The organism is Pseudomonas sp. SG20052 (assembly GCF_031766055.1).
Classification (GTDB): domain Bacteria; phylum Pseudomonadota; class Gammaproteobacteria; order Pseudomonadales; family Pseudomonadaceae; genus Aquipseudomonas; species Aquipseudomonas mandelii.
The window spans coordinates 3,304,280-3,327,257 of record NZ_CP134498.1 but is presented as its reverse complement, the minus strand read 5'-3'; the positions used below and the strand labels follow the sequence as shown (position 1 = coordinate 3,327,257).

21 protein-coding genes and 1 pseudogene are annotated in these 22,978 nt (G+C 59.7%); 16 read left to right on the top strand and 6 right to left on the bottom strand.

The features are described 5' to 3' along the window. Positions 1 to 143 precede the first annotated feature (143 nt). The 12 genes from RHP74_RS15305 (at position 144) to RHP74_RS15250 (ending at position 13,794) form a co-directional block, all read left to right on the top strand. Positions 144 to 2,420, top strand: coding sequence for a PAS domain S-box protein (locus tag RHP74_RS15305; RefSeq protein WP_311100330.1), 2,277 nt, complete (start codon positions 144 to 146; stop codon positions 2,418 to 2,420). 4 nt (positions 2,421 to 2,424) lie between these two features. Further along, the gene (locus RHP74_RS15300; protein WP_010460308.1) at positions 2,425 to 3,060 is read left to right on the top strand and encodes a response regulator transcription factor; all 636 of its coding nucleotides are present in this window, start codon (positions 2,425 to 2,427) and stop codon (positions 3,058 to 3,060) included. A gap of 78 nt (positions 3,061 to 3,138) precedes the next feature. Further along, a complete protein-coding gene (locus RHP74_RS15295; RefSeq protein WP_083376750.1) occupies positions 3,139 to 4,227 on the top strand; it encodes an AI-2E family transporter in 1,089 nt (362 codons plus the stop codon). Then, positions 4,224 to 4,955 (top strand): hypothetical protein, encoded by a 732-nt coding sequence (locus tag RHP74_RS15290; RefSeq protein ID WP_154911703.1) that lies wholly within the window; start codon positions 4,224 to 4,226, stop codon positions 4,953 to 4,955. The genes RHP74_RS15295 and RHP74_RS15290 overlap by 4 nt, the downstream gene beginning before the upstream one ends. Positions 4,956 to 4,976: 21 nt before the next feature. Continuing rightward, positions 4,977 to 5,441: a MaoC family dehydratase gene (locus RHP74_RS15285; RefSeq protein WP_311100324.1), complete on the top strand. Its 465-nt coding sequence runs from the start codon at positions 4,977 to 4,979 to the stop codon at positions 5,439 to 5,441. Between the two features lie 144 nt (positions 5,442 to 5,585). Then, on the top strand, positions 5,586 to 6,728 hold the full coding sequence (locus RHP74_RS15280) for a patatin-like phospholipase family protein (protein ID WP_010460300.1): 1,143 nt from the start codon (positions 5,586 to 5,588) through the stop codon (positions 6,726 to 6,728). A 67-nt stretch (positions 6,729 to 6,795) separates the two neighbouring features. Next, positions 6,796 to 8,085: an FAD-binding oxidoreductase gene (locus RHP74_RS15275; protein ID WP_102593681.1), complete on the top strand. Its 1,290-nt coding sequence runs from the start codon at positions 6,796 to 6,798 to the stop codon at positions 8,083 to 8,085. A 25-nt stretch (positions 8,086 to 8,110) separates the two neighbouring features. Next, the gene (locus RHP74_RS15270; protein WP_311100322.1) at positions 8,111 to 8,665 is read left to right on the top strand and encodes a cupin domain-containing protein; all 555 of its coding nucleotides are present in this window, start codon (positions 8,111 to 8,113) and stop codon (positions 8,663 to 8,665) included. A 20-nt stretch (positions 8,666 to 8,685) separates the two neighbouring features. Continuing rightward, the gene (locus RHP74_RS15265) at positions 8,686 to 10,026 is read left to right on the top strand and encodes a glutamine synthetase family protein (protein WP_409201926.1); all 1,341 of its coding nucleotides are present in this window, start codon (positions 8,686 to 8,688) and stop codon (positions 10,024 to 10,026) included. Between the two features lie 348 nt (positions 10,027 to 10,374). Beyond that, positions 10,375 to 12,936, top strand: coding sequence for a nitrite reductase large subunit NirB (gene nirB / locus RHP74_RS15260; RefSeq protein ID WP_311100320.1), 2,562 nt, complete (start codon positions 10,375 to 10,377; stop codon positions 12,934 to 12,936). Beyond that, entirely contained in the window at positions 12,936 to 13,313 is a 378-nt protein-coding gene (nirD, locus tag RHP74_RS15255; RefSeq protein WP_311100318.1) for a nitrite reductase small subunit NirD, read from the top strand. The genes nirB and nirD overlap by 1 nt, the downstream gene beginning before the upstream one ends. A 40-nt stretch (positions 13,314 to 13,353) precedes the next feature. Then, positions 13,354 to 13,794: a CBS domain-containing protein gene (locus RHP74_RS15250; RefSeq protein WP_010460288.1), complete on the top strand. Its 441-nt coding sequence runs from the start codon at positions 13,354 to 13,356 to the stop codon at positions 13,792 to 13,794. A 28-nt stretch (positions 13,795 to 13,822) separates the two neighbouring features. Here the strand turns inward: RHP74_RS15250 and RHP74_RS15245 are convergent, their stop codons facing one another. The 4 genes from RHP74_RS15245 to RHP74_RS15230 form a co-directional block, all read right to left on the bottom strand. Beyond that, entirely contained in the window at positions 13,823 to 14,467 is a 645-nt protein-coding gene (locus RHP74_RS15245; protein ID WP_077748464.1) for an MliC family protein, read from the bottom strand. Between the two features lie 141 nt (positions 14,468 to 14,608). Further along, positions 14,609 to 15,886 (bottom strand): FAD-dependent oxidoreductase, encoded by a 1,278-nt coding sequence (locus RHP74_RS15240; RefSeq protein ID WP_311100315.1) that lies wholly within the window; start codon positions 15,884 to 15,886, stop codon positions 14,609 to 14,611. A 71-nt stretch (positions 15,887 to 15,957) separates the two neighbouring features. After that, the gene (locus RHP74_RS15235; RefSeq protein WP_010460283.1) at positions 15,958 to 16,905 is read right to left on the bottom strand and encodes a dihydrodipicolinate synthase family protein; all 948 of its coding nucleotides are present in this window, start codon (positions 16,903 to 16,905) and stop codon (positions 15,958 to 15,960) included. A 61-nt stretch (positions 16,906 to 16,966) separates the two neighbouring features. After that, positions 16,967 to 17,893, bottom strand: coding sequence for a 4-hydroxyproline epimerase (locus RHP74_RS15230; RefSeq protein WP_311100312.1), 927 nt, complete (start codon positions 17,891 to 17,893; stop codon positions 16,967 to 16,969). Positions 17,894 to 18,171: 278 nt separating this feature from the next. Here RHP74_RS15230 and RHP74_RS15225 point away from each other — a divergent pair, with 278 nt between their 5' ends. The 3 genes from RHP74_RS15225 to RHP74_RS15215 all read left to right on the top strand — a co-directional run bounded on the left by RHP74_RS15225 (position 18,172) and on the right by RHP74_RS15215 (position 20,665). Next, on the top strand, positions 18,172 to 18,939 hold the full coding sequence (locus RHP74_RS15225; RefSeq protein ID WP_311100309.1) for an AraC family transcriptional regulator: 768 nt from the start codon (positions 18,172 to 18,174) through the stop codon (positions 18,937 to 18,939). Between the two features lie 154 nt (positions 18,940 to 19,093). Next, positions 19,094 to 19,714, top strand: coding sequence for a dTMP kinase (locus RHP74_RS15220; RefSeq protein ID WP_010460277.1), 621 nt, complete (start codon positions 19,094 to 19,096; stop codon positions 19,712 to 19,714). Between the two features lie 357 nt (positions 19,715 to 20,071). Next, the gene (locus tag RHP74_RS15215) at positions 20,072 to 20,665 is read left to right on the top strand and encodes an iron transporter (RefSeq protein ID WP_311100306.1); all 594 of its coding nucleotides are present in this window, start codon (positions 20,072 to 20,074) and stop codon (positions 20,663 to 20,665) included. Between the two features lie 102 nt (positions 20,666 to 20,767). Here RHP74_RS15215 and RHP74_RS15210 read toward each other — a convergent pair. After that, positions 20,768 to 21,217: pseudogene (locus tag RHP74_RS15210) on the bottom strand (response regulator); the annotation flags it as partial. Between the two features lie 50 nt (positions 21,218 to 21,267). Here RHP74_RS15210 and RHP74_RS15205 point away from each other — a divergent pair. Further along, a complete protein-coding gene (locus RHP74_RS15205; protein ID WP_311100304.1) occupies positions 21,268 to 22,047 on the top strand; it encodes an SDR family NAD(P)-dependent oxidoreductase in 780 nt (259 codons plus the stop codon). Positions 22,048 to 22,495: 448 nt separating this feature from the next. Here RHP74_RS15205 and RHP74_RS15200 read toward each other — a convergent pair whose 3' ends face one another. Further along, the gene (locus RHP74_RS15200) at positions 22,496 to 22,948 is read right to left on the bottom strand and encodes a PAS domain-containing protein (protein WP_311100302.1); all 453 of its coding nucleotides are present in this window, start codon (positions 22,946 to 22,948) and stop codon (positions 22,496 to 22,498) included. Positions 22,949 to 22,978 lie beyond the last annotated feature (30 nt).

Genomic DNA, 22,978 nt, shown 5'->3' with positions numbered 1-22,978 from the left:
ATATAACAATCTGCCACGGATATGGAAGTACAACCTACGCAGTATAGTATTTGTACTATATTTTATTCTTCTGCCTCCAAATGAATGCGGCGATACCTCTAGCGCCGGTATATTCTTGGCTCCCCCGACAATGCGGACCTGTGATGACCCTGACTCCCGTTCGATTGCACAGCTGGTTGCGCCTGCAGCGCGAGGGCGTGTCCCTGGCCGCTCGGGCGGATGCGTTGTGCCGTGCGCTGCAGGAATGTCCCGAGGTGCGGCGGGCGGTTTACCTGAGTTGGCAACCCACCGCGCGAATTTACAGCCACGAAGGCGCCGCCCAGCATTTCCCGCCGGGCCTTGGCGATCCGTCGCTGGCCAGCGATCAGCTGCTGTTTGATCGGCTGGGCGAGACCGGGCGCCTGGACCTGGCCCAGGTGCGGCAACTCGATTGCTGGCTGTCCGGCCGATTACGCCGCGCAGCCATCAGCCATGGCCAAGTGTTTGATCTGGCCTTACAGGCGGGGCAGTCAGGCCTGTTGCTGGTGGAAGTCTGCGACGGCGTGAGTCTGGACTGGCTGGGTTGGGTGCAGGATTTGTTGACCACCTTGCTCAGCAGCGTCAACGGCATGCTGCGGGGGTCGCCGCTGTTGGGGCACGACCCACAACCGAGTCTGTTGCTAGATGCGCAGGGCCGACCGCTGGAGTTCAACGCCGCGCTGCTGGCCCTGCTCGCGGAAAAACCGCTGACCGAAGTGCTGGGCTTTTTGCCGGTCAATCATCGGGTGTTAGTGCGTGCCTGCCTCGACCAGCAACGTGCCATTGAAGGGGTCGAAGCCCAGTTCGAGGCGCAGATTCTGATCTGGACGTTTATCCCCGATCCCCAGGACAACCGCGTGCTCGCCCGTTGCCGCGACGCCACGGTACAAGTATTGGCCGAACGCGAAGCCGCCACGGCACGGCGGCTGTACCGGCTGATCATCGAGAACACCACCGACCTGATTTCCCGGCACACCCCGGACGGGCGTTTTCTCGATGCCTCGCCGGCATCCTGGACATTGCTTGGCTACTGGCCCGAAGAGTTGCGCGGGCAAATGGCCCAGGGCCTGTTTCACGGCCAGGACTTCGCCAACCTGGTGCAGCGTGCGCGGGACGCGCTGGAGCAGGACGGTTATCACACCATGACGTACCGCATTCGCCACCGCGCCGGGCATTACCTGTGGTTCGAAACCGCCAGCCGGGCGATCCGTGAAACCTACACCGGCGCGGTGGTCGAGGTGGTCAGCGTGTCCCGGGATATCACCGCCCGGGTACAGGCCGAAGAAAACAAGCGGCGCCTGGCGGAAGTGGTCGAGGCCAACACCGATCCGGTGTTGTTCATCGACCCTGACGGGCAAGTCACTTACCTCAACCCGGCCGCACGGCGCATCCTCGATATCGACGAGCAACAACCGATGCCGGCCCTGGCGCAGCTGTTTGCCAGCGCTGACCTGACGCGCCTGCAACGTGACGGCTGGAGCAGCGCCGAACGCGACGGCGTGTGGAGCACCGATGCACGGTTGCAACCGCCCGGTGGCGGCACGTCGGTGCCGGTGTCGCTGGTGCTGCTGGCGCACCGTTCGGCCGGCGGCGAGCGCTATTACTCTTTGGTGGCGCGGGACATGACCGAGCGTGAATTGCGCGAGGTGCAACAGCGCCGCCATCAAGACGAATTGGCACACACGGCGCGACTGGTCACGCTCGGCGAGCTGGCCTCGGGCATTGCCCACGAAATCAACCAGCCGTTGGCCGCCGTGGTCAATTACGCCAATGCCAGTCAACGCTATTTACAGACGCTCGACACCAACCCCGAGGCCGCCGAACGCGTGGCGAAAGGGCTGCAACGCATCACCCATCACGCCACCCATGCCTCGGAAGTGATCAAGCGCTTACGGGCGTTTCTGCGCAAGGGGCAGCGGCGCATGCAGGCCCTGAATTTTACCGACGTCGCCCGCGAGGCCGTGCGTTTGTGTGCCTGGGAAGCGAGCAATTGCCAAGTGACAATCGAGGATCGACTGCCGGATAATCTGCCGCCCGTTTATGCCGACCGGGTGTTGCTGGAGCAAGTGCTGCTCAATCTGTTGCGCAATGCCATCGACGCCAACCGCGAACAACATCCGGGGCAGCCCTCGCTGATCGTGATGACGGCGGAGCAGGGCGGTGGTGCCACCGTGGAAATCCGTGTTCAAGACCAGGGGCCGGGCGTCAGTGAGCCCGAACTGGAGCAGATATTTACCCCGTTCTATACCAGCAAGGCCGATGGCCTGGGCCTTGGCTTGTCCATGAGCCGCAGCATCATCGAAGGTTTCGGCGGTGAATTGCAGGCCCGGCGCCAACCGGTCGGGTTGCTGATGGGTTGCCGCTTGCCGCTTGCCGGCCCAACAAAACAACAACAGGAATAACGCAATGGCAGGTGTGACTGAGCACGTGGTGTATGTGGTCGACGATGACCAGGGCATGCTCGATTCAACGGTCTGGCTGCTGGAATCGGTCGGGCTCAAGGCCTTGCCCTTTACCAGTGGCGTGGAGTTTCTCAGCGCCTGTGATGCCACGCTCGACGCCTGCGTGCTGCTGGATGTGCGCATGCCCGGCATGGGCGGGTTGAACGTGCAGGAAGAAATGCGCGCTCGGGAGTTGAACCTGCCGATCATCTTCGTCAGCGGCCACGCCGATGTGCCCATTGTGGTGCGCGCGTTCAAGGCGGGCGCCCATGACTTCATCGAAAAACCCTACAACGAGCAGTTGTTGCTGGACAGCGTGCAACAGGCGCTGAGCAACTGCGCGGCCAACCGTTCGGGTAATCAGGGCCATGACGCCTTGCAAGCCCGTTTGCTGACACTGACCCCCCGCGAGCGCGATGTCTTGCTGCCGCTGGTGCAGGGTTACACCACTCGGGAAATCGCCGAGCAACTGGGCGTCAGCGCAAAAACCGTCGACCTGTATCGCTCACGCGTGATGAAGCGCATGCAGGCCAGCAACCTGCCGGACCTGGTGGGCATGGCCATTGCCGCCGGACTGGTCGATCCACTGAAATTGCGTTGAGGCCTCACGCCGTGTATTGAGCGTCTATGCTGGGCTAACCGATCCGCTACCGTTGCAGTGATCTGCAAGGAGCCACCCGTGGAGCCCACACCCTTTACCGAGAAAACGCTGAGCCGCACCCTGCTCGATGTAATGATTCGTGCCGGGTTGATCGCGGTGCTGGTACTTTTCTGTTTCCAGATATTCAGCCCGTTCCGCGACTTGATGTTGTGGTCGCTGATCCTGGCGATCACCCTCTATCCGCTGCAAGAGCGACTCAGGGGGAGCCACAAACCCGGGCACGTCGCGACGCTGATCATTCTGATCGCCATCGTCATCCTGATGGTGCCGATCTACCTGCTGGGTACCTCGATTGCCGATTCGGTCGAACGGGCGATGGACGTCGTCAAGGGCGGTGGTTTTCACATTCCACCGCCGGCCGAATCAGTTGCCAGTTGGCCGTTGGTGGGCCGGCCACTCTCTGATCTGTGGCTTCAAGCCTCCACCAATCTTCCCGAGCTGACCGCCAAATACGTACCGCAAATCAAACACGTCAGCCTGGGCCTGTTGGGTAAACTCGCGGGTGTCGGCATGGGTTTCCTGACGTTCATCTTCGCCTTGATCATTGCCGGGATTTTCATGGCCCATGGCGAAGGCGGCAGTCGCGCCGCGGTCCAGATTGCCTCCAGAGTCAGCGGTCCGGCACGGGGCCCGAAAATCGCTGAACTGTGCACCGCTACCATCCGTGCGGTGGCGTTGGGCGTGGTCGGCATCGCGTTCATCCAGATGCTGCTGGTGGGCCTCGGCTTTGTCTTCAAGGGCATCCCCGGTGCCGGTCTGCTGGCCTTGGCGGTGCTGCTGCTCGGCATCATGCAATTGCCGGTGACGCTGATTACGCTACCGGTGATTGCCTTCGTTTTTGCCACCGAAGGCGCCAGCACCGCGACCATTATTTTCGCCATCTATGTGTTCATTGCCGGCCTGGTGGACAACGTCCTCAAACCCTTGCTGCTGGGGCGCGGTGTCGACGTGCCGATGCCGGTGGTGTTGATCGGTGCGTTGGGCGGCATGGTCACCAGTGGCATCATCGGGCTGTTCATCGGGCCGGTGGTCCTTGCCGTCGGCTATCAATTATTCTGGCAGTGGGTGCAGGATCGACCATCGGAAACAGGAGGGCCGCCACTGTGAATGCGCAGGATCATCCACTGCTGGATCAGGTGCTGATCGCCCATGGTGGTCTGGACCGCTGGAACAGCTTCAACACTGTGCGCGCCACCCTGGTGACCGGCGGCTCGCTCTGGGCCGCGAAAGGGCTGACCCAGGACAGCGCCCCTCGCCAGATGACCGTTTGGCTGCATGAACAGAAAGCCTCGGTAACCCCCTTCGGTGGCCCGGATAAACGGACAGCCTATTCACCCGATCGAATCGCCATCGAAGCCACCGACGGGCAGGTGATCGCCGAGCGCCGGGCGCCCCGGGAATCCTTTGGCGACCACACCGAAAACACCCCGTGGGATCCGCTGCATCGCGCGTACTTCAACGGGTATGCGCTCTGGTCCTACCTGACCATGCCTTTTCTGTTCAAGTGGCCGGGTGTGGTGACCGAGGAAATCGAACCCTGGCAAGAAGCAACCGAGCGCTGGCGCCGTTTGCGGGTGCACTTTCCCGAAAGCATCGCCACGCACTGCGCCGTACAGGATTTCTACTTCGGTGAAGACTTCCTGCTGCGGCGACACGACTACAACGTGGATGTCAGTGGTGGTATGCCTGCCACCCAATATGTGTCTGACTACATCGAGGCTGACGGGCTGCGCATGCCCGGCAAGCGTCGTGCCTACCGACGCGGGAAGGACGGCCTGGCTGACATGGATGCCTTGCTGGTAGCCATCGATCTCAGCGAAATCGGTTATTCCTGATGCGCTGCGCAGGGAACAATCATGACCGTACATGCCTGGGAAAAACTCTACCTCGATGACCTGAGCCTGGGTCAGCAGTTCGAAAGCGACAGCGTGCGGGTCCATCGAGCGTCGATGCTGGCCTTCGCCCAGGAGTACGACCCGCAACCGTTTCATCTCGACCCTGAAGCTGCCGAGTTGAGCCTGTTCCGCGGCCTGGCCGCCAGCGGCTGGAACACCGCCGCCCTGACCATGAAGCTGCTGGTGGACAGCGTGCCGTTGGCGGACGGCATCATCGGGTTGGGCATCGAGCTGAGCTGGCCGACACCGACTTACCCCAATGACCTGTTGCGCCTGCAATGCACCGTGCAGGCCATCGACCCGTCCAGCTCCAAACCCGACCGGGGCGTAGTGACGATGTTCATGGAGACCCTCAATCAGAATGACAAGGTGGTGCAGAGAGCCACCGGCAAATTGCTGGTCTTCAGGAGACCGCCGCCTGACTGAAAAGTAGTCATGGGTTTTAGGGTGCGCGCATGATGGCGGAGGCCAGTTTTCACCGAGTCAGTCGAGTGCGCTCTGTCGATGGCAGGGACCGGAGGAGGCGTCGTGAAACCATTTCTGCCCAGGCCCAGCGCCTCAACAATGAATATGTTGCGTGAAGGGTGCCTGCAACGCCGTGATGCAGTGCCGCAAGACCTGACGGAACAAGCAGTCATTCCGGGCATCCCGAATGCGCGCTACTGGCTGGACCGGGACCTGACGGCGTTCATTGTGGATGCGAGCCTGGCCAACGATCGCGAGGTCGAGGCGCTCGCCGACACAGAGTTGCCGACCGATGCGCTGCCACTCGCTTACTACCTGGCCATTTCGGGGGGCGGCGACGCCGGCACCTTCGCGGCGGGCATCATCGCCGGCTGGAGCTTGCATGGGAGTCGACCTCCTTTCAAAGTCGTCACCGGCATCAGCGCAGGTGCCCTGGTCGCACCGTTCGCTTACCTGGGGCCTGAGTATGACCCGGTCATCCTGGGGATCTGCAGCGCAATCGGTCCGAAAGATGTGTTCCATGCGCGAAGTGTGCTGACCCGCCTGGCCAGCGACGGCATCGCGGACAGCAAGCCCCTGGCGCGCCTCATTGCCAAGTACATCACCGCCGACGTGTTAGCGGCCATCGCTGCGCAATACGCCAAGGGACGACTGCTGATGATCGGCACCACCGACCTCGATGCCGGGCGGCCCGTCACCTGGAACATGGGCGCGATTGCTTCCAGCGGAGCACCGGGCGCTCTGCACCTGTTTCGCAACATCATGATCGCGTCGATGAGCATTCCCGGTGCCGTTTCACCGGTCATGATCGATGTGGAGGTCGACGGCCAACAGTTTCAGGAAATGCACGTGGACGGAGGCGTCCTCACTCAGGTGTTCCTTTACCCGCCGGGCACCGTGATGGCGTTGAACAGCGTGGCCGGCGCGCGTATCCGCCGTGCCCGGCATTTCTATGTCATTCGCAATGGCAAACTGGAACCGCAGTGGTCCGGTACCAAGCGCCGGACCTTGAGCATTGGCGGGCGAGCCATCAGCACCTTGATCCAGACTCAAGGGATCAGCGACCTCAATCACATTTACCGGATCGCCCAGCAGGACGGCGCAGATTTCAATCTGGCGTACATCGGCGCGGATTTTATCTGCCCGCGCAATCAGAAATTCGATGGCGAGTACATGAAGCGTCTGTTTGATTACGCCTTTCAACTCAGCGCGCAAGGCTACCCGTGGCATAAATCGCCGCACACCTGAGTTGCCTGTATGAAATTTATGCTGTAGTTTTTCATGAAATTATAAAATATAATTTCATGAGGCTTGTATGTTTCAGCAGTCCACGCAGCATGTCGCCAGCTATTACGCCCACAGTTGCGCTGATCGTCTGGCCACCCGACCGGCGCTTGCCGGTGAGCAAACCACCGAAATCGTCATCATCGGTGCCGGTTTCAGCGGCCTGCATACTGCGTTGCGCCTGGCTTTGGCTGGTAAGCGGGTGACGCTGCTGGAAGCCAGCTGCGTGGCATGGGCCGCGTCGGGGCGCAATGGCGGGCAGGCCATTCTCGGCTGGTCGTGTGACATGCCGCCGCTGGAAGCAGCGTTGGGCTACGAGCGTGCGCGGCGGTTGTGGGACGGCATGCGCTGGGCTGCGCAAGAGCTGCGTGAGTTGCCGGCTCGCCATGGTTTCGACTGTGATTACCGCGCTGGCCATTTGTGGACATCGGTGATGCCCCGTCGGGTTGGTCTGCTGACGGAGTGGCAGCACGAAGCCAGCCACAAATGGGGCCACGATGGCTTGCAGTTCATCCGCCGTGAACAGTTGCCGGAATGGGTGGCCAGCGAGCGCTATCAGGCCGGGCTTTATGACCCTGAAGGCGCGCACCTCAATCCACTCAAACTGGCCCTCGGCCTGGCCGCCGCCATCGAGCGGGCGGGCGGCCGTATCCATGAACAAAGCAAGGCGCTGAGTTATCGAGAGGAGGGCGGTCAATTCCTGGTAAACACCGAACGCGGGTCGATTCGCGCGGATGTGCTGGTGCTGGCCTGCAATGCCTATCTCGACGAGCTCGACCCGCAGCTGGCCAGTTGCGTGTTGCCGGTGGGCACTTATCAAGTCGCCACCGCCCCCCTGACGGCCGAGCAGGCCACGGCGCTGTTGCCGAGCAATGTCTGCGTCACCGACAACCAGTTCGTTCTCGACTATTTCCGTCGTACGCCGGACAACCGCTTGCTGTTCGGCGGTGGATGCACGTATCTGGGTGGGATGCCCAGGGACATTGCCGGCGCAACCCGGCCGTTTCTGGAACGGGTTTTCCCGCAGCTCAAAGGCGTGAAGCTGGAGTTCGCCTGGGGCGGGCACATTGACCTGACGCTCAAACGCACCCCAGACATTGGTCGCAAGGGTGATCGCTACTGGCTTCAGGGGTATTCCGGGCATGGCGTGCTGCCCACGCTGGCCGCTGCCCGCGCCGTGTCCGACGCGATTCTCGGCCAGAGTGATGAACTGGCGTTGTATCAGGGCTTGAGTAACCCCAGCTTCCCCGGCGGTAAATACCTGGCGGCGCCGCTGGAAGCCATCGGCAAGGCGTGGTATCGACTGCGCGACAGCATTTGATGAATCACTTGGCGGAATTCCAGGCATGAACAAGCAAGAAGAAATCGCCGCGCTGGCGATCCTGATTCACGATCTGCGCAAGCATAAGAAGTACACCTTGAAGGATCTGGCTGACCAGATCGGTCGTTCCGTCGGCTTTCTCTCACAGGTCGAACGCGGCCTGTCACGACCCACCGTGGCCGACCTGACGGCGATCAGCGAAACCCTGGGCGTGCCGACCACCTATTTCTATAGCCTGCCCAAACCCAAGGAACTGCCGTGGGTCACCCGGCCGGATGAACGCCGCACGTTGTACTACGCCAACGGCATCACCGACATTCTGGTGTCGCCGAAGATGCGGGCTTCGTTTTCCATGCTCGAAAGTCACCTCGAAGCCGGCGCCAGCAGTGGCGAACGGCACTTGAGCGACAGCTCGGATCAGGGCGGCTACGTGCTCGAAGGCGAGTTGACGCTGTGGTTGGGTGATGACGACGCCGTCACCTTGCAGGCCGGCGACAGCTTTCAGTTCGACAGCCATACCCGTTGCCGCTACGGCAACCTCACCGAGCACCTCACGCGAGTGCTCTGGGTCTACACCTGATCACCACAATAGGACCAACCATGATGGACGCTGATCTGCTGGCCGAGGTGCACGCCTTTCGCCAACGCTACCCTGATGTACGTTATGTCGACCTGATTTCCCTGGACATTCCGGGGCACTTCTACGGCAAGCGCTATCCCGTGGAAATGCTGGAAAAGGTCGCGGCCGGCAGCGCGCTGAAACTGCCGCAAAACTGTGTGCTGCTCGGTGTGCAAGGCGGTTTGTTCAAGATTGGCGACTACTGCTTCAACGACGGTGACCCGGATGCGCTACGCCGCCTGGTGCCCGGCACACTCAAGCCGGTCAGCTGGGAAGCACAACCGCTGGGGCAAATGCTGATCACCTCGGACGGCACCGAGAAGCCGATTGTGTTCGAGCCGCGCCAGGTCCTGGCGCAGGTGTTGGACAGGCTCGCCGGCAAAGGCATCCATCCGGTGGTGGCGTTCGAACTGGAGTTCTATCTGTTCGATAAAAAGCTGCGCGACGGACTGCCGCAATTCCCCCGGGATGATCGGACCGACGATGCCGACGATCAGCCGAACATGCACATCGAGCGCCTGTCACGTTTTGCGCCGGTGCTGGATGAGATGGTTGAGGCCTCGCGGGCCCAAGGCATCGATACCACAGTGATCACCGCCGAGCTTGGCCCGGGCCAGTTCGAGATCAATTTCGGGCATCTTGATGATGGCTTGCGAGCGGCGGACTGGGCGGCCCTGTTCTGTCGCAGCACCCGTGGCGTGGCCCTGAAACACGGTTACCGCGCCAGCTTCATGGCCAAGCCTTACTTGCAGCACCCGGGCAGCGGCATGCATGTGCACGTCAGTCTGTATGACGCCGCCGGCAATAACCTCCTCGCCGCGAATCAGCAGCAATCGTTGCGTCATGCCGTGGCCGGTTGCCTGGAACTACTGCCGCATTGCATGCCGATCTTCGCGCCGAACCAGAACGCCTTTCGCCGTTTGGGCGGCACCACCAACATCGCCACCCGGGCGAGCTGGGGCTTTGAGGATCGTGATGCGTGCCTGCGCATTCCGGAATCGGATGCGAAAAACCTGCGCATCGAATATCGCCTGGCCGGTGCCGATGCCAACCCGTACCTGGTGCTGGCGGCGATTCTGGTGGGGCTCGAACAGGGCCTGGAAGCAGGCAACGAACCGATCCCGCCGCTCAATGAAGACCGCAACAGTGGGGTCGACTTCCCGCTGGAGATGCTCGAAGCGGTGCGCGCCATGCAGCATCAACCGCAGCTGCGCGAAGGGCTGGGAGCGGAGTTCGTAGACGTGTATTGCGAGAACAAGCGCCAGGATCATCTGGCGTTCATGCAGGAGATCAGTGCGCGGGAGTATCGCTGGTATCTATAAGCCAAGCGTGCAAATGCACTTTAATAAAGCTTTCGTGCGGTGGCATGCACTAAGCCAAGGCAGAAACCGCCACGTTGATCTCCTTAAAGTCCCGGAAGGTGCCGTAAAACACTGACATTCAGCGCTTGGCACAATCGCTGCATTACATCGATCAGGCCCACCGTGAACGCAGTCGAGTGGGCAGCCCCCTCGGTCAACGACGATCGATTCGTGGGCAACATCGGTGGGTCAGGCATAGACGTCTGGTTTCAACACCGCAAAAGAACAGGCAAAGACGCCTGGAACCGCAAGGTTTCAGGCGTTTTTTTTTGCTTTTTGAACCGTGATGGGCTTAGTCGGGTACTTCTTATGAATTCCAATGTCGCCGCGTTGAACAAGCTGCAAACGCTGATCGTGATCGGTAACGGCATGGTCGGACATCATTGTGTCGAACAGCTGATCGAGCGCGGTGCCCTTGATCACTATCGGCTGCACGTTTTCAGCGAGGAGCCGATGCGCGCCTACGACCGCGTGCACCTTTCCGAATACTTCACCGGACGTGATGCCGAGTCGCTCGCCTTGGGTGAAGCCTCGTTGTACCAGACCCCGGGCGTCACCTTGCACTTGGGTGTGCCGGTCCTGGAAATCGACCGCGCCCGCTGCCAGGTGATCACCGCGCAAGGCTGCGTCGCCTACGACAAATTGGTACTGGCCACCGGGTCCTACCCGTTTGTGCCGCCGATCGAAGGCGCCGAGGGCGATTCGCGCCTGGTGTACCGCACCCTTGAAGACCTTGATGCAATCCGTGCCGCTGCGTCCAATGCCCGACGTGGCGTGGTGGTCGGCGGTGGCTTGCTCGGACTGGAAGCCGCCAATGCCCTGAAAAGCCTGGGCCTGGAAGCTCACGTGGTGGAATTCGCGCCGCGCCTGATGCCGGTGCAGCTGGACGAGCAGGGCGGTCGTGCACTCAAAGCCCAGATCGAACGCCTCGGCGTCGGCGTGCACCTGTCGCGAGGCACTCAATCGATCAGCCCGGGCGAGGAATATCGCTATCGGATGAATTTCGCCAATGACGAATTTCTGGAGGCCGACCTGATCGTGTTTTCCGCCGGGATCCGCGCCCAAGATACCTTGGCCCGCCAGTGCTCGCTGGAAGTCGGCCCGCGCGGCGGCGTGGTGGTTGACGACCAATGCCTGAGCAGCGATCCGAACATTTATGCCATCGGCGAGTGTGCCGCGTGGAATGGCAGCATTTTTGGCTTGGTCGCCCCGGGCTACCAGATGGCGCGCGGCGTGGCTGCACGGCTGTGCAACGAATTCGCCGAGCCGTTCATGGGCGCGGACATGTCGACCAAGCTCAAGTTGTTGGGCGTTGACGTCGGCTCCATCGGCGATGCGCATGGCAGCACGCCGGGCTCGCGCAGTTATCAATTCATCGACGAAACCACCGCCAGCTACCGCCGATTGGTGGTGGATGCGACAGGCAAGCACGTACTCGGTGCGGTGCTGGTCGGCGACAACAGCTATTACGACACGCTGCTGCAATACATGCAGAACGCGATTGCCTTGCCGGCGGAACCCGCCAGCCTGATTCTGCCCTCGTCCGAAGGCGCGCCGACCCTGGGCCCGGGCGCGTTGCCCGAATCGGCCACGGTGTGCTCGTGCCACAACGTCACCAAGGGCTCCATTTGCTCGGCCATCGACGGTGGCTGCACCGACCTCGGCCTGCTCAAGTCGCAAACCAAGGCCTGCACCGGCTGCGGCGGGTGTGCCGGGTTGCTCAAGCAGGTTTTCGAACATGAGCTGATTGCCCGCGGCGTCAGCGTCGACAAAAGCCTGTGCGAACACTTTGCCTATACCCGTCAGGAGCTTTACGCATTGGTACGGGTAGAAGGGGTGATCACCTTCGAAGAACTGCTGGCCAAACATGGCCGTGGCCACACCGGTTGCGACGTGTGCAAACCGGCGGTGGGCTCGATCCTCGCATCGTGCTGGAACCAGCCGATCATGGACGCCTCTCTGGTGCCGCTGCAGGACACCAACGACACGTTCATGGCCAACATGCAGAAAAACGGCACCTATTCGGTGGTGCCGCGCATCCCAGGTGGCGAGATCACCGCCGACAAACTGATCGCCATCGGCGTGGTGGCGAAGAAATACGACCTCTACACCAAAATCACCGGCGGTCAGCGTATTGACTTGTTCGGCGCGCAGTTGCACGAGTTGCCGGACATTTGGGCCGAGCTGATCGAAGCCGGTTTCGAAACGGGACACGCCTACGGCAAATCGACCCGCACGGTGAAGTCCTGCGTCGGCAGCACCTGGTGCCGGTATGGCGTACAGGACAGCGTGAAAATGGCCCTGCTCATCGAGGACCGCTACAAGGGCCTGCGTTCGCCGCACAAGCTTAAGTTCGCGGTGTCCGGTTGCACCCGTGAGTGCGCCGAAGCCCAGAGCAAAGACGTGGGCGTGATCGCCACCGAGAAAGGCTGGAACCTGTACATCGCCGGCAACGGCGGCATGCGACCGCGTCACGCCGAACTGTTTGCCACCGACCTCGACGATGAAACCCTGATCCGCTACATCGACCGCTTCCTGATGTTCTACATCCGCACCGCCGACAAATTGCAGCGCACCTCGGTATGGCGTGAAAGCCTGGAAGGCGGCCTCGACTTCCTCAAGGAGGTGATCATTAACGACAGCCTCGGCCTGGGTGAAGAGCTCGAATCGCAGATGCAATTGGTGGTCGACCGCTATGAATGCGAGTGGGCCAACGCCCTCAAAGACCCGGAAAAACTCAAGCGTTTCCGTACCTTCGTCAACGACAAACGCCCGGACCCGGACATTCACTTTGTCCAGGAGCGCGGTCAGCGGCGTCCGATCATGGCCGCCGAACTCAACCTTATCCCTGTCACCGAGGAGATTGCCTGATGAGCCAGTCCACTACCCGACGCATTGCGCCCCTGGAAAACACCGGCGCCTGGCAAACCGTCTGCGAGCAACAGGACCTGGTCAGTAACTCCGGCGTGGTCGTCTGGCTCGACGGCGCACAAGTGGCGCTGTTCTACCTGCCCGGAGCCGAGGGGCAGACCCTCTACGCCATTGACAACCATGACCCGCAATCCGGGGCGAATGTCATCGGTCGCGGATTGATCGGCAGCATCAAGGGCGACCTGGTGGTGGCGTCGCCGATCTACAAACAGCATTTCCGGCTTGAGGACGGTAGTTGCCTGGAGTACCCGCAACAGCGTTTGCGGGTCTGGCCGGTGCGGTTGAACGGGGGGAGGGTGGAGGTCGCGGCGGTTTGAAGGCAATTAACTGCATCACGCAATCGAATCGGAGCCACGTATGAAAACAGCCGCACAGTTGCTCAAACTCAAGGTCGTGCAGAACCGTCAGGTGCATAGCATCGCACCTGATGAAATGGTGCTGGAGGCCCTGAAGCTCATGGCCGAAAAGAACGTCGGGGCACTTCCCGTCATCGACAAAGGCCAGGTGGTCGGGGTGATCAGCGAGCGTGACTATGCCCGCAAAGTCGTGCTGCAGGGGCGCTCTTCAGTGGGGACGCCAGTGCGCGACATCATGAGCTCGCCGGTGGTGACTGCGCCGAGTCAGCAAAGCATCGAGCGCTGCATGGCCGTCATGACCGACAGTCATCTGCGTCATTTGCCGGTGGTGGAAGACGGTGAACTGATTGGCCTGCTGTCGATTGGCGATCTGGTCAAGGAAGCCATCGTCGAGCAGGCCGATCTGATTCGGCAATTGGAGCATTACATTCGCGGGCACTGAGACGGTGGGTGGTTTTGCGACAAAGCCATCAACTGACCGGTTCGACCGTACAGCTCATTTCCCGTGAGCCTGGCTTCTGGAAAAGCACCGCGTTGCCGTCTTGCCAAAAGCTGTAATTGCCCTGGTAATCCTTGCCGGTGTATCGAGTGCCCGAATCGCTCGGCACCTGGCTCAGGGTGATCGCGGTGTTGGCCCATTTCAGGTACACGACACCCGGCTGCGTACTGAAGAAAGTGGCGGTAATCAGCGTGTTAAATCCTGCACAACGAAACGCCAGGGGGCCTTCGGTGAGTCGGTCTGGATCCTTGGTTCGCACGATGGCCGAGCCTTGGCGAAGCTGGTGCGCACGCTCGGCATAACTGCGGATGATGCACATCTTTTGTTCCGGTCCCGAGGCACACCCATTGCGGGCATCGATCCAGAACTGCTGGTCGATGATGACTTTGTCCGGGGGCGGAACTGAACGTTCATCGGTGAGCGCCAGGCGATAAAGACGCGTCAGTTCGATGTCCATCTGCGTCAGTTGTGGATCGCGACAGATAAGCTTTTCGACGGAGGCCCTGGTCTTGGCGCAGTCGATGCCGGGAGGGGACGCAGCGTGGGCGCAGGTGCTCGCCGCCGCGCACAGGCTGGCAGCGAACAGGCATCTGAACAGGGCCGTGACCGTTTTCATGTTGGCTTCACCCAGATCATTTTGGGATGCCCGGATTGCCGAGGACCTGGCGATCCGTTGAACAGTCATTCGTTTGCATGGGTGTACGCAGTGTATGCCAGTGTTTGAAACTTGCCACACCCGCCCGGCGGCGGGTGACCTTCAGAATCGATCCAACCTGTAGGGCGCAATGTCCGGTAATTCATGGGTATGAGGCGCAGGCGAAGCCAGTTGCGCGATGAGTTCGGCTGTGACTGCGGCCTGTGTCAGGCCCAGGTGCTGGTGACCGAAAGCGAGCAGCACTTTGCCGTCGCACACCCGGTCGATGATCGGCAGGGAATCCGGCAAGGACGGGCGAAACCCCATCCACGGCGTCGCCGCCTCAGCGTTCAAGTCTCGTTTGAACAGGCCTTCACTTAACCGGTGCAACTGCCAGGCACGCTCCATCACCGGCGCTCGGTCGAGGCCGGCGAACTCGACGGTGCCGGCCAAGCGCAGTCCATCGGTCATCGGGGTCATGATGAACTTGCGCTCCAGCGAGGTGACGGCGAACGGCAGCCGTCCGTGTTCATGGGGCAACATCAGGTGATAGCCGCGCTCGGTATCCAGCGGTACTTTTTTGCCGGTCAGCGCTGCCGTCAACTTCGCGGAGTGAGCACCGCAGGCGATCAGGGTCTGGCGGGCGGTGAAACGGCCCTGGTCGGTGATAAGCGAGACGCCGTGTTCATGCAGGTGTGCGCCCAGGACCTGGTGCTTGAGGAAGTGCACGCCGCAGGCTTTGGCGGCATGGACCAGTTCGCAGACCACTCGGTAAGGGTCGAGAAAATGACCGGTGCGCGGGAAGAACAGACCGCCCTGAATTCGCTCGCTGAGTTGTGGCGCCGCCTCGCGCACCGCGTTGGCCTGCCAGTAGTCGACCGGTACGTGTTGATGGCGCATCCGAGCCTGTAGCGCTTCGATTGCTTTATGCGAGTCCGCCCGTTCGAACACCAGCAACGAGCCGTCTTCGCGCAGCAGATGGGGGCGGGCAATGTCCTCCAGCAGTCGGTGCCAGGCGCCCAGGCTGCTTTCGTTGAGTGCGCGCAGGCCGGCGATGGTTCGTTGGAAGGGGACGTGGCGCAGGTTCAGCAACAGGCGCGTGAACCAGGGCAGAGCGCGTGGCAGGTATTTCCAGTCCAGGCGCAACGGCCCCATTGGGTCTGTGAGCATGGCGGGCAAACGTTTGAGGATGGACAGGTCGGCGATTGGAAACACCTGTTCGGTCGCCAGGTGCCCGGCATTGCCAAACGAGGCGCCCCGGCCAGGGTCTTGCTGGTCGAGGACCACCACCCGCAGCCCCTGACGTGCCAGCCGCACCGCGCAAGCGACGCCGATGATGCCGGCGCCGACCACGGCAATGTCGGCGATGTCGTGCGGGTTGTGTGCAGCAGGCAGAGTCATGGCGCTTTCCTGGAATAAGTGGCCCGGCTGCAAAACCGGGCGGGTTTACAGCGGGCCCAGTCAGGGTGGGATCAGGCAACGTTCTGTTCGGCCGACCAGTTTTTGTACCACTGGCGGAACAACGTGTACTGAGTCTCGGCATAGCGCCGTTGGGCATCGCTGAGCGCATCGGTTTCGTTGAAGTGCAGGGTGTATTCCTTGTCGCCATTGAGCACCATCAGGTGCTTGTAATAGAGCACCAGGTCGCAGCCCTCATCGAAGGACGACAGCACCTGCAGCGCAGATTCCAGCTCTTTGGCCAGGCGGCGAGCCGTGGCGTCACCCTTGGCCGCCTGTTTGCTCAGGGCCACCAATTGCAGCACTTCGCGGGGCAGCGCGTTGCCGATGCCGGTGATAGCGCCGGTGGCGTTGCAGTTGACGAAGCCATGCACCACTTGGGTATCGACACCGACCATCAGGGTGACGTCATCGTCCTTTGACGTGATGTTTTCGGCGGCGTAACGCAGGTCAGCAGCACCGCCGAACTCCTTGAAGCCGATCAGGTTCGGGTGTTCGCGGCGCAGTTCGAAGAACAGCTCGGCACGGGTGGCGAAGCCGTAGTAAGGACTGTTATAGATTACCGACGGCAGATTTGGAGCAGCCTCCAGAATCGCCGCGAAGTGAGCTTTTTGCGCGGCCGGCGAGGCACCCCGGGAGAGGACGCGAGGGATGACCATCAGGCCCTGGGCACCGACCTTGGCCGCATGCGCCGCGTGGGAAATCGCTTCACGACTGTTGACGGCGCCAGTGCCGACGATGGTCGGAACGCCGGCAGCGACCAGACGCGCCACACCTTCCTGGCGCTCGGCTTCGGTGAGCAGAGGCCAGTCACCCATGGAACCGCAATACACGACAGCACTCATGCCGATATCGATCAGTTCGCGACCTTTGGCCACCAGCGCGTCGAAGTCGGGTTTGCGCTCGGCAGTGCAGGGGGTCATCAGTGCAGGCATGCAGCCAGTGAAGATGTTTGCGCTCATTGTTGGCACTCCTAGAAGCGTTTATTCAGCTTGATTGAGGTGGGGAATGCAGCGTGTTCGCTCAAATGCCCCACGCGAAGGGGTCCTGTTCGTCGATCAGCAGCGTGCTGTCGGCGGTCATGAAGGCCTGGCCGGTAATGAACGGGCGGACGCGTTCGCCTTCCCATTCGTAACTGCCGACGAATTGACTGGCGGTGATGCTGGCTTGTACCCAGGGCGCACCCGCGGCCAGTTTTCCATCGGCAGCCAGGCATGCCAGTTTGGCGCTGGTGCCGGTACCGCAGGGCGAGCGGTCGTAGGCTTTGCCCGGGCACATGACGAAGTTGCGGCTGTCGGCCTGGTCGTCGTCGGCAAACAACTCGACATGGTCGATGACGGCGCCGTCTTCGCCATGGATGCCTTGGGCTTCGAGGGCCTTGAGCATTGCCCAGGTGTAATCGGTGAGCGCTTCGACGTTATCGAGTTGCAACACTTGCCCGTGGTCGGACACCAGGAAAAACCAGTTGCCGCCCCAAGCGATATCGCCGTAGACGCAGCCGTGCCCGGGGACGTCTACCGGCACCTGTTGGCGATAGCGGTAGGCGGGCACATTGCGCAGGGTCACCGTGCCGTCTTCATGCAGCGTCGCGCTGACCGGGCCGATCGGCGTGTCGATCTTGTGCACACCCGGAGCGATGTGCCCCAAGTAATGTAACGAGTTGACCAGGCCGATGGTGCCGTGACCGCACATGCCGAGGTAGCCGGCATTGTTGAAGAAGATGACGCCGCAGGTGGCATCCGGCGAGACCGGCTCGCAATACAGGGCGCCGACCAGGACATCGTTTCCCCGGGGCTCCAGCAGGCAGGCCTTGCGCCAGTGGTCATGCTGATCGCGCAGGGCATCACGCTTCTCGATCATGGTCTGGCCGGGCAATTGGGGAAATCCGTTCATCACCAGGCGAGTCGGTTCGCCGCCGGTGTGGGAGTCGATGACATGTACTCGTTTCATGAACCCATCCTTTAGAAGTGTGCCGGTACGCCGGTTGCCACCACCAGGCCACCGAACCTACGGATAGAGTGAACGCGTCAGGGGCGATAGCGATTGATGTTTTCCATGAATGCAAATGACGAAATCAGCACAATCCTTATGGCCTCGACACGGGGTAAACCTTGGGGCAATCTGCTTGCGCGCGCCTCGACACCGGCTCCGAAGTGAAGGCCAGTTGCTGAGCGGAGAGGGCGCAAGGGAGGATTTTTGCTTGTCCGCAGAGTGGGAGAACAAGCGTCATGACGCAGAACGCATTGGCGATCCTGTGCCAAGGAAACGACCTGAATCGGCCCGATACCCTCGAAGAATTACTGGCGGGCGTGGCACTGCTGTTGCCGATGCTGGACGTGATCCCCAATGCCGCGATCTTTATCAAGGACATGAAGGCGCGTTATGTCATGGCCAATAGCACGCTGGTTCAGCGCTGCGGGTTGAAACAGTTGCAACCGCTGCTTGGCAAAACCAGCGCTGAAGTCTTTCCAGCACAATTGGGGCCTGGCTACACCGAACAGGATCGTCGTGTACTGGAGCAAGGCTTTGTTCTGGAAGACCAATTGGAATTGCACTTATATGGGAGTCGAGAACCCGGTTGGTGCCTGACGCATAAACGCCCGTTGTATAACCGCAGCGGTGAAATCATGGGCCTGGTGGGAATTTCGGTTGACCTGCAATCGGCCAGTGATGCTCACCCGGCCTATCAGCGCCTGGCGGCGGTGGATGAATACATTCGCGCGCATTTCAATCGCCGTATCACCATGGGCGAACTGACGCGGATCGCCGGTATTTCGGTGGCGCAACTGGAACGGTATTGCAAGCGCGTGTTCCACCTGACGCCACGGCAGATGATTCAAAAGATTCGACTGGAACATGCGCACCGACTGCTGCACACCGAAATTCCCATTACCGACGTGGCATTGCTGTGCGGCTACACCGACCACAGTGCGTTCACACGACAGTTCAAGGCATTGACCGGGTTTACGCCGCGCCAGTATCGACAGGTGTCATGAATGCATCGGGGGACATTCATTCGCCAGAAACTAAGTTAGAGTGCCCATCAGTGTCTGCTCATAAGGGCCCTGTACTCGATTCGGGTAGTCGCGCCAAGCGGTTCCAGCGAACGAACAGGGCAAAAAAAACCGTGTATCAATCGTTATGTGAAGAATGAATCGTCCGCTGTTTGTTTCTCTAGATGGGCCCAAGGGAGCCGGCAAAACCACACTGTTGGAGGCCGTCACGAAAGTACTGAGGGCAGACAACAAAAAAGTGATCCGGCTTTGCGAGAAAAAAAGCGATCCCTACAGGGGTGAAACAATGGCCCTCGTGAACAAACTCGTCAGAAATCCCAGCCGGGATCTGGAGTTGGAAGTTTGTGAGCGCTTCGCCGATAGCCGTGCCTGGATCTCCCGGCACGTGCTGACTAAACAACCACCAGGCAGCATCATCTTGATTGATCGCTGGTATCCATCTGATGCCGCGTTTCGCCGGATAATCCCGTTTGCAGAGATTCTGCAGTTGAACATTGATCGAAACGTGCGAGTGCCAGACCTGCATGTCGGAGTTGTCACCGCCCCTGATATCTCATGGGCGAGGGCAGCGGCACGACAGCGTGGGCTGAGCAGTACTGTGATCCATCGGTTGGAAGAACATGTCGCTTGTACCCAGGCGTTCGAACGAGCGATTGCAGATCACGGCTGGGTTTTATGCCGTAATGAAGGAACGATCGAAGCCGCAACGATGCAGGTGGTTTCGCAGATCAATGGAGTCCTTCGATGTGCCCTGTAGACGAAGTTCGCTGCGCCGGTCTTGCGTCGCTGACAGTTTTTACGTAGCAACGACGTCTTCAAGAAGGTGCCCGCGCTTTTACATACACGCACACACAGCCTGGGCCAGAGGTCGGCAATCGAAAGCCTATGCGAGAGCAGCGTTGGTTCGCTGTTTGAAATATTACATTTCTGACAGCTAACCGGCAGTAGGCAGTCCATGGGCTAGAGTGAAGTACCAACGTAGCTATTCAAAGGGCTTGCAGATGAGCTTAGCCATTGATGCTATTGCAAAGGTGATTGGTGGAAACGACAGTGAGATCTAATTGGCGTTGGAAATTGCATCCGCGATAGCTTCACTCAGCCAGGAGCAGTTGAGATGACAAACACCCAAAAGTTGCTGTTCGCTTTAGGATTCGCAATAGCACTGCCAGTCGCCACATGCCTTGCGCAAGCGGAAGAGCCGCAGATCAAGACGCTCACCTCACCGAAAGATCCAACGGAAAGCGCAGTTCTAATAGGTAGAGTCATCAACGACGGGCTGACAATCCAGTTGGAGCTTGAGGGCGCCGAAGCTATGTGGATGCAGATGGGAACACCTGCTCAGTGGAGTGAACATGTTCCCGCAAAGAACGAGCGGTATCATATTGAGATCAAGGTGACGGACAACGCAACCAAGACGAGACTCCCGTACTCCACGGTTACCTTCGCTGCGACGAACAAAGCCAATGGAAAGAGCGTAGAAACGATTCTACCGCCGATGTGGGGCGGCAGTGGTTTGCATTACTCTGAAAACAGCCCCTTAGCTGGTGATGGTGTTTACGCCGCCACGGTCACTATTGGTGTTCCAACGTTCGCTCGTGAAATGCAGGACAAAGACCTGTGGTCGAAACCGGTAAACGCCCACTTTCACTTCAAATTGAAGGAAGGTGTGCTTGTCGAGGTATCAGAACCCGTCTCGGCAGCAAACTAGCGGAGCCCATTTTGCCGAAGGAGGGCGCAGACAAACTGTCAGTAGGCGCATGAATGCCGTTAAATGATTCAGCGGTCAGCGAGGTTAAAAACTCGATTAAGGTTAACTGACTTCGTCAGGGCGCACAGCAACTTCGACATTGGTGCCACGCTCAAGGTGGATATTCCAAACTTGTGATGCGATGAGGGATTTTGGAAGAACTTCACCACGGTGCTGGAGCATAAATTCCAATAATGAAAACTCTTTCGCCGTTAGGTCGATCCGTTTCCCTCCTCGAAACGCCTGATGCTTGAGTAGGTCAAGCTCAAGATCACCGATTACTAAATGGGGCTGACTGGATGGAGGGTCTGCTCTATGCAGCAAGACTCGGACTCTAGCAAGCAGCTCGGAGAACGCAAAAGGCTTGACCATGTAGTCATCAGCACCCAGATCCAACCCTTTAACTCGGTCTTCTACGCCATCGCGAGCTGAGAGGAACAACACTGGCATACTTACGCCTGCGGCCCGGATCTTTGTCAGGACGTCCCAACCGTTGAGTACCGCCATTAATAGGCTTTTTTGCTATCGTTGCATTAAATTGAGTGATCACAAAGGGATAAGAAATGGCGATTCCAATGTGGCAAGGTCAAGTTGCTCTGGTCAGCGGTGCGGGCAGTGAACGTGGTATTGGTCTAGCGATCGCCCGACGTTTGGGCCGCGAAGGCGCGCGAGTCTTGATCACTGCCAGCAGTGCGCGAATTCAGCAACGTGTCGCCGAGTTGCAGGCTGAAGGTATAGACGCTCGGGCGATGGCAGCCGACCTGACTGACGAATTGCAAGTCAAAGCGCTGACCGATTGGGCTCATGAGCAGTTCGGCCATATCGACATTTTGGTCAATAACGCCGGCATGGCTATGGTCGGCAGCCCGGAACCCTTCGTCGAAGTGGCGGACATGGATTTGGCGACCTGGAATCTATCTCTGGCGCGCAACCTGACTACCGCTTTTTTGCTGACTCGTGCGGTGTTACCTGGGATGAAGACGCGCGGTTACGGACGTATCGTCCACATTAGTTCGACGTCCGGTACACGCGGAAGCAATCCAGGAGAGTCGGCTTACAGTGCGGCAAAAGCAGCAATGCTGGGGATGAATATGGCCCTGGCGCTGGAAGTCGGTAAACGGGGCATCACCGTCAACAGTGTTGCACCAGGCTGGATTGATACGGGAGCATTGACCGAAGAAGAAAACCGCGCGGGTACCTACACTCCGATCGGTCGCGCCGGTCGTCCAGAAGAGGTTGCCGCTGCAGTGGCGTTTTTGGCGTCTCCGGAAGCCAGCTATATCACCGGTGAAGTGCTGGTGGTGGATGGCGGTAATTGTCTGATCGAAAACAAGGCGCCCTGACGTTAGCTTGGACTGCTGTCTTTTAGTGAGCCTACTATTTAACGAAGAAATCAAACGCGCAGATACTTGCTAGCCTTAAGCCGGATGCTAGCTCCGCCAGCGTTGAAATAGTGACTCAGGTTGAGCGATTACTTTCAGGTGCTTCCATACCAGAACATCCGTGCAGCCCAGCCATCCTTAAGCACCACGTTTGTCTTTCGATGACGTAGGGCATCGGCATACACCAAACTCGGCCGAAGGCCGGGCCATTGGCATCTCGCCGGATAGCTGGAATGGGCCATGATCTTTTGCACCATCTGATTACGATTACGGCAGTGCACAAATTATGGCGGATGATTGCGAGGGTGGGGGTGGTACGTTGCTTGAGAGTTCACCAGTCCCTGGTTCAGAAACAGGGACGTTTTTACGGGTGGATACTGGATCGTTAACCCATCAAGTGCGGATTCATCTAGGTTTTAGATTGTAATAGAGCCAGCTGGGTCTTCAGCTGTGCGACTTCAGCTTCCAGTTCACGCACTCGCTCCTTGGCCTCAACTTCGACGCTGACGTCCTTCTGGATACCGATGAAGTAGGTGAGTTGATCTGTGTCGTTGAACACTGGGGTGATCGACAGCTCGTTCCAGAAGGCGCTGCCGTCCTTGCGATAGTTGCGAATGACTTGGCGACAGGGGAGCTGATTCCTTAACGCCTCGCGGATGACTGTCAAACCAGCTTGGTTACGGTCATCACCCTGCAGGAAGCGGCAATCCTGGTACAGGATGTCGTCAACGCTGTACCCCGTCAGGCGCTGAAAGGCGGGGTTAGCATAGATCAGGATGTTTTCGTCGCCTTCCTGCTCTGCTACCACGATGCCATCGTTGGATGCTTCAACCACCAGTTTCAGCAGTTCTGCGTCGATCATTTTCAGAGCCCCAGTGAGTGACATCTCATT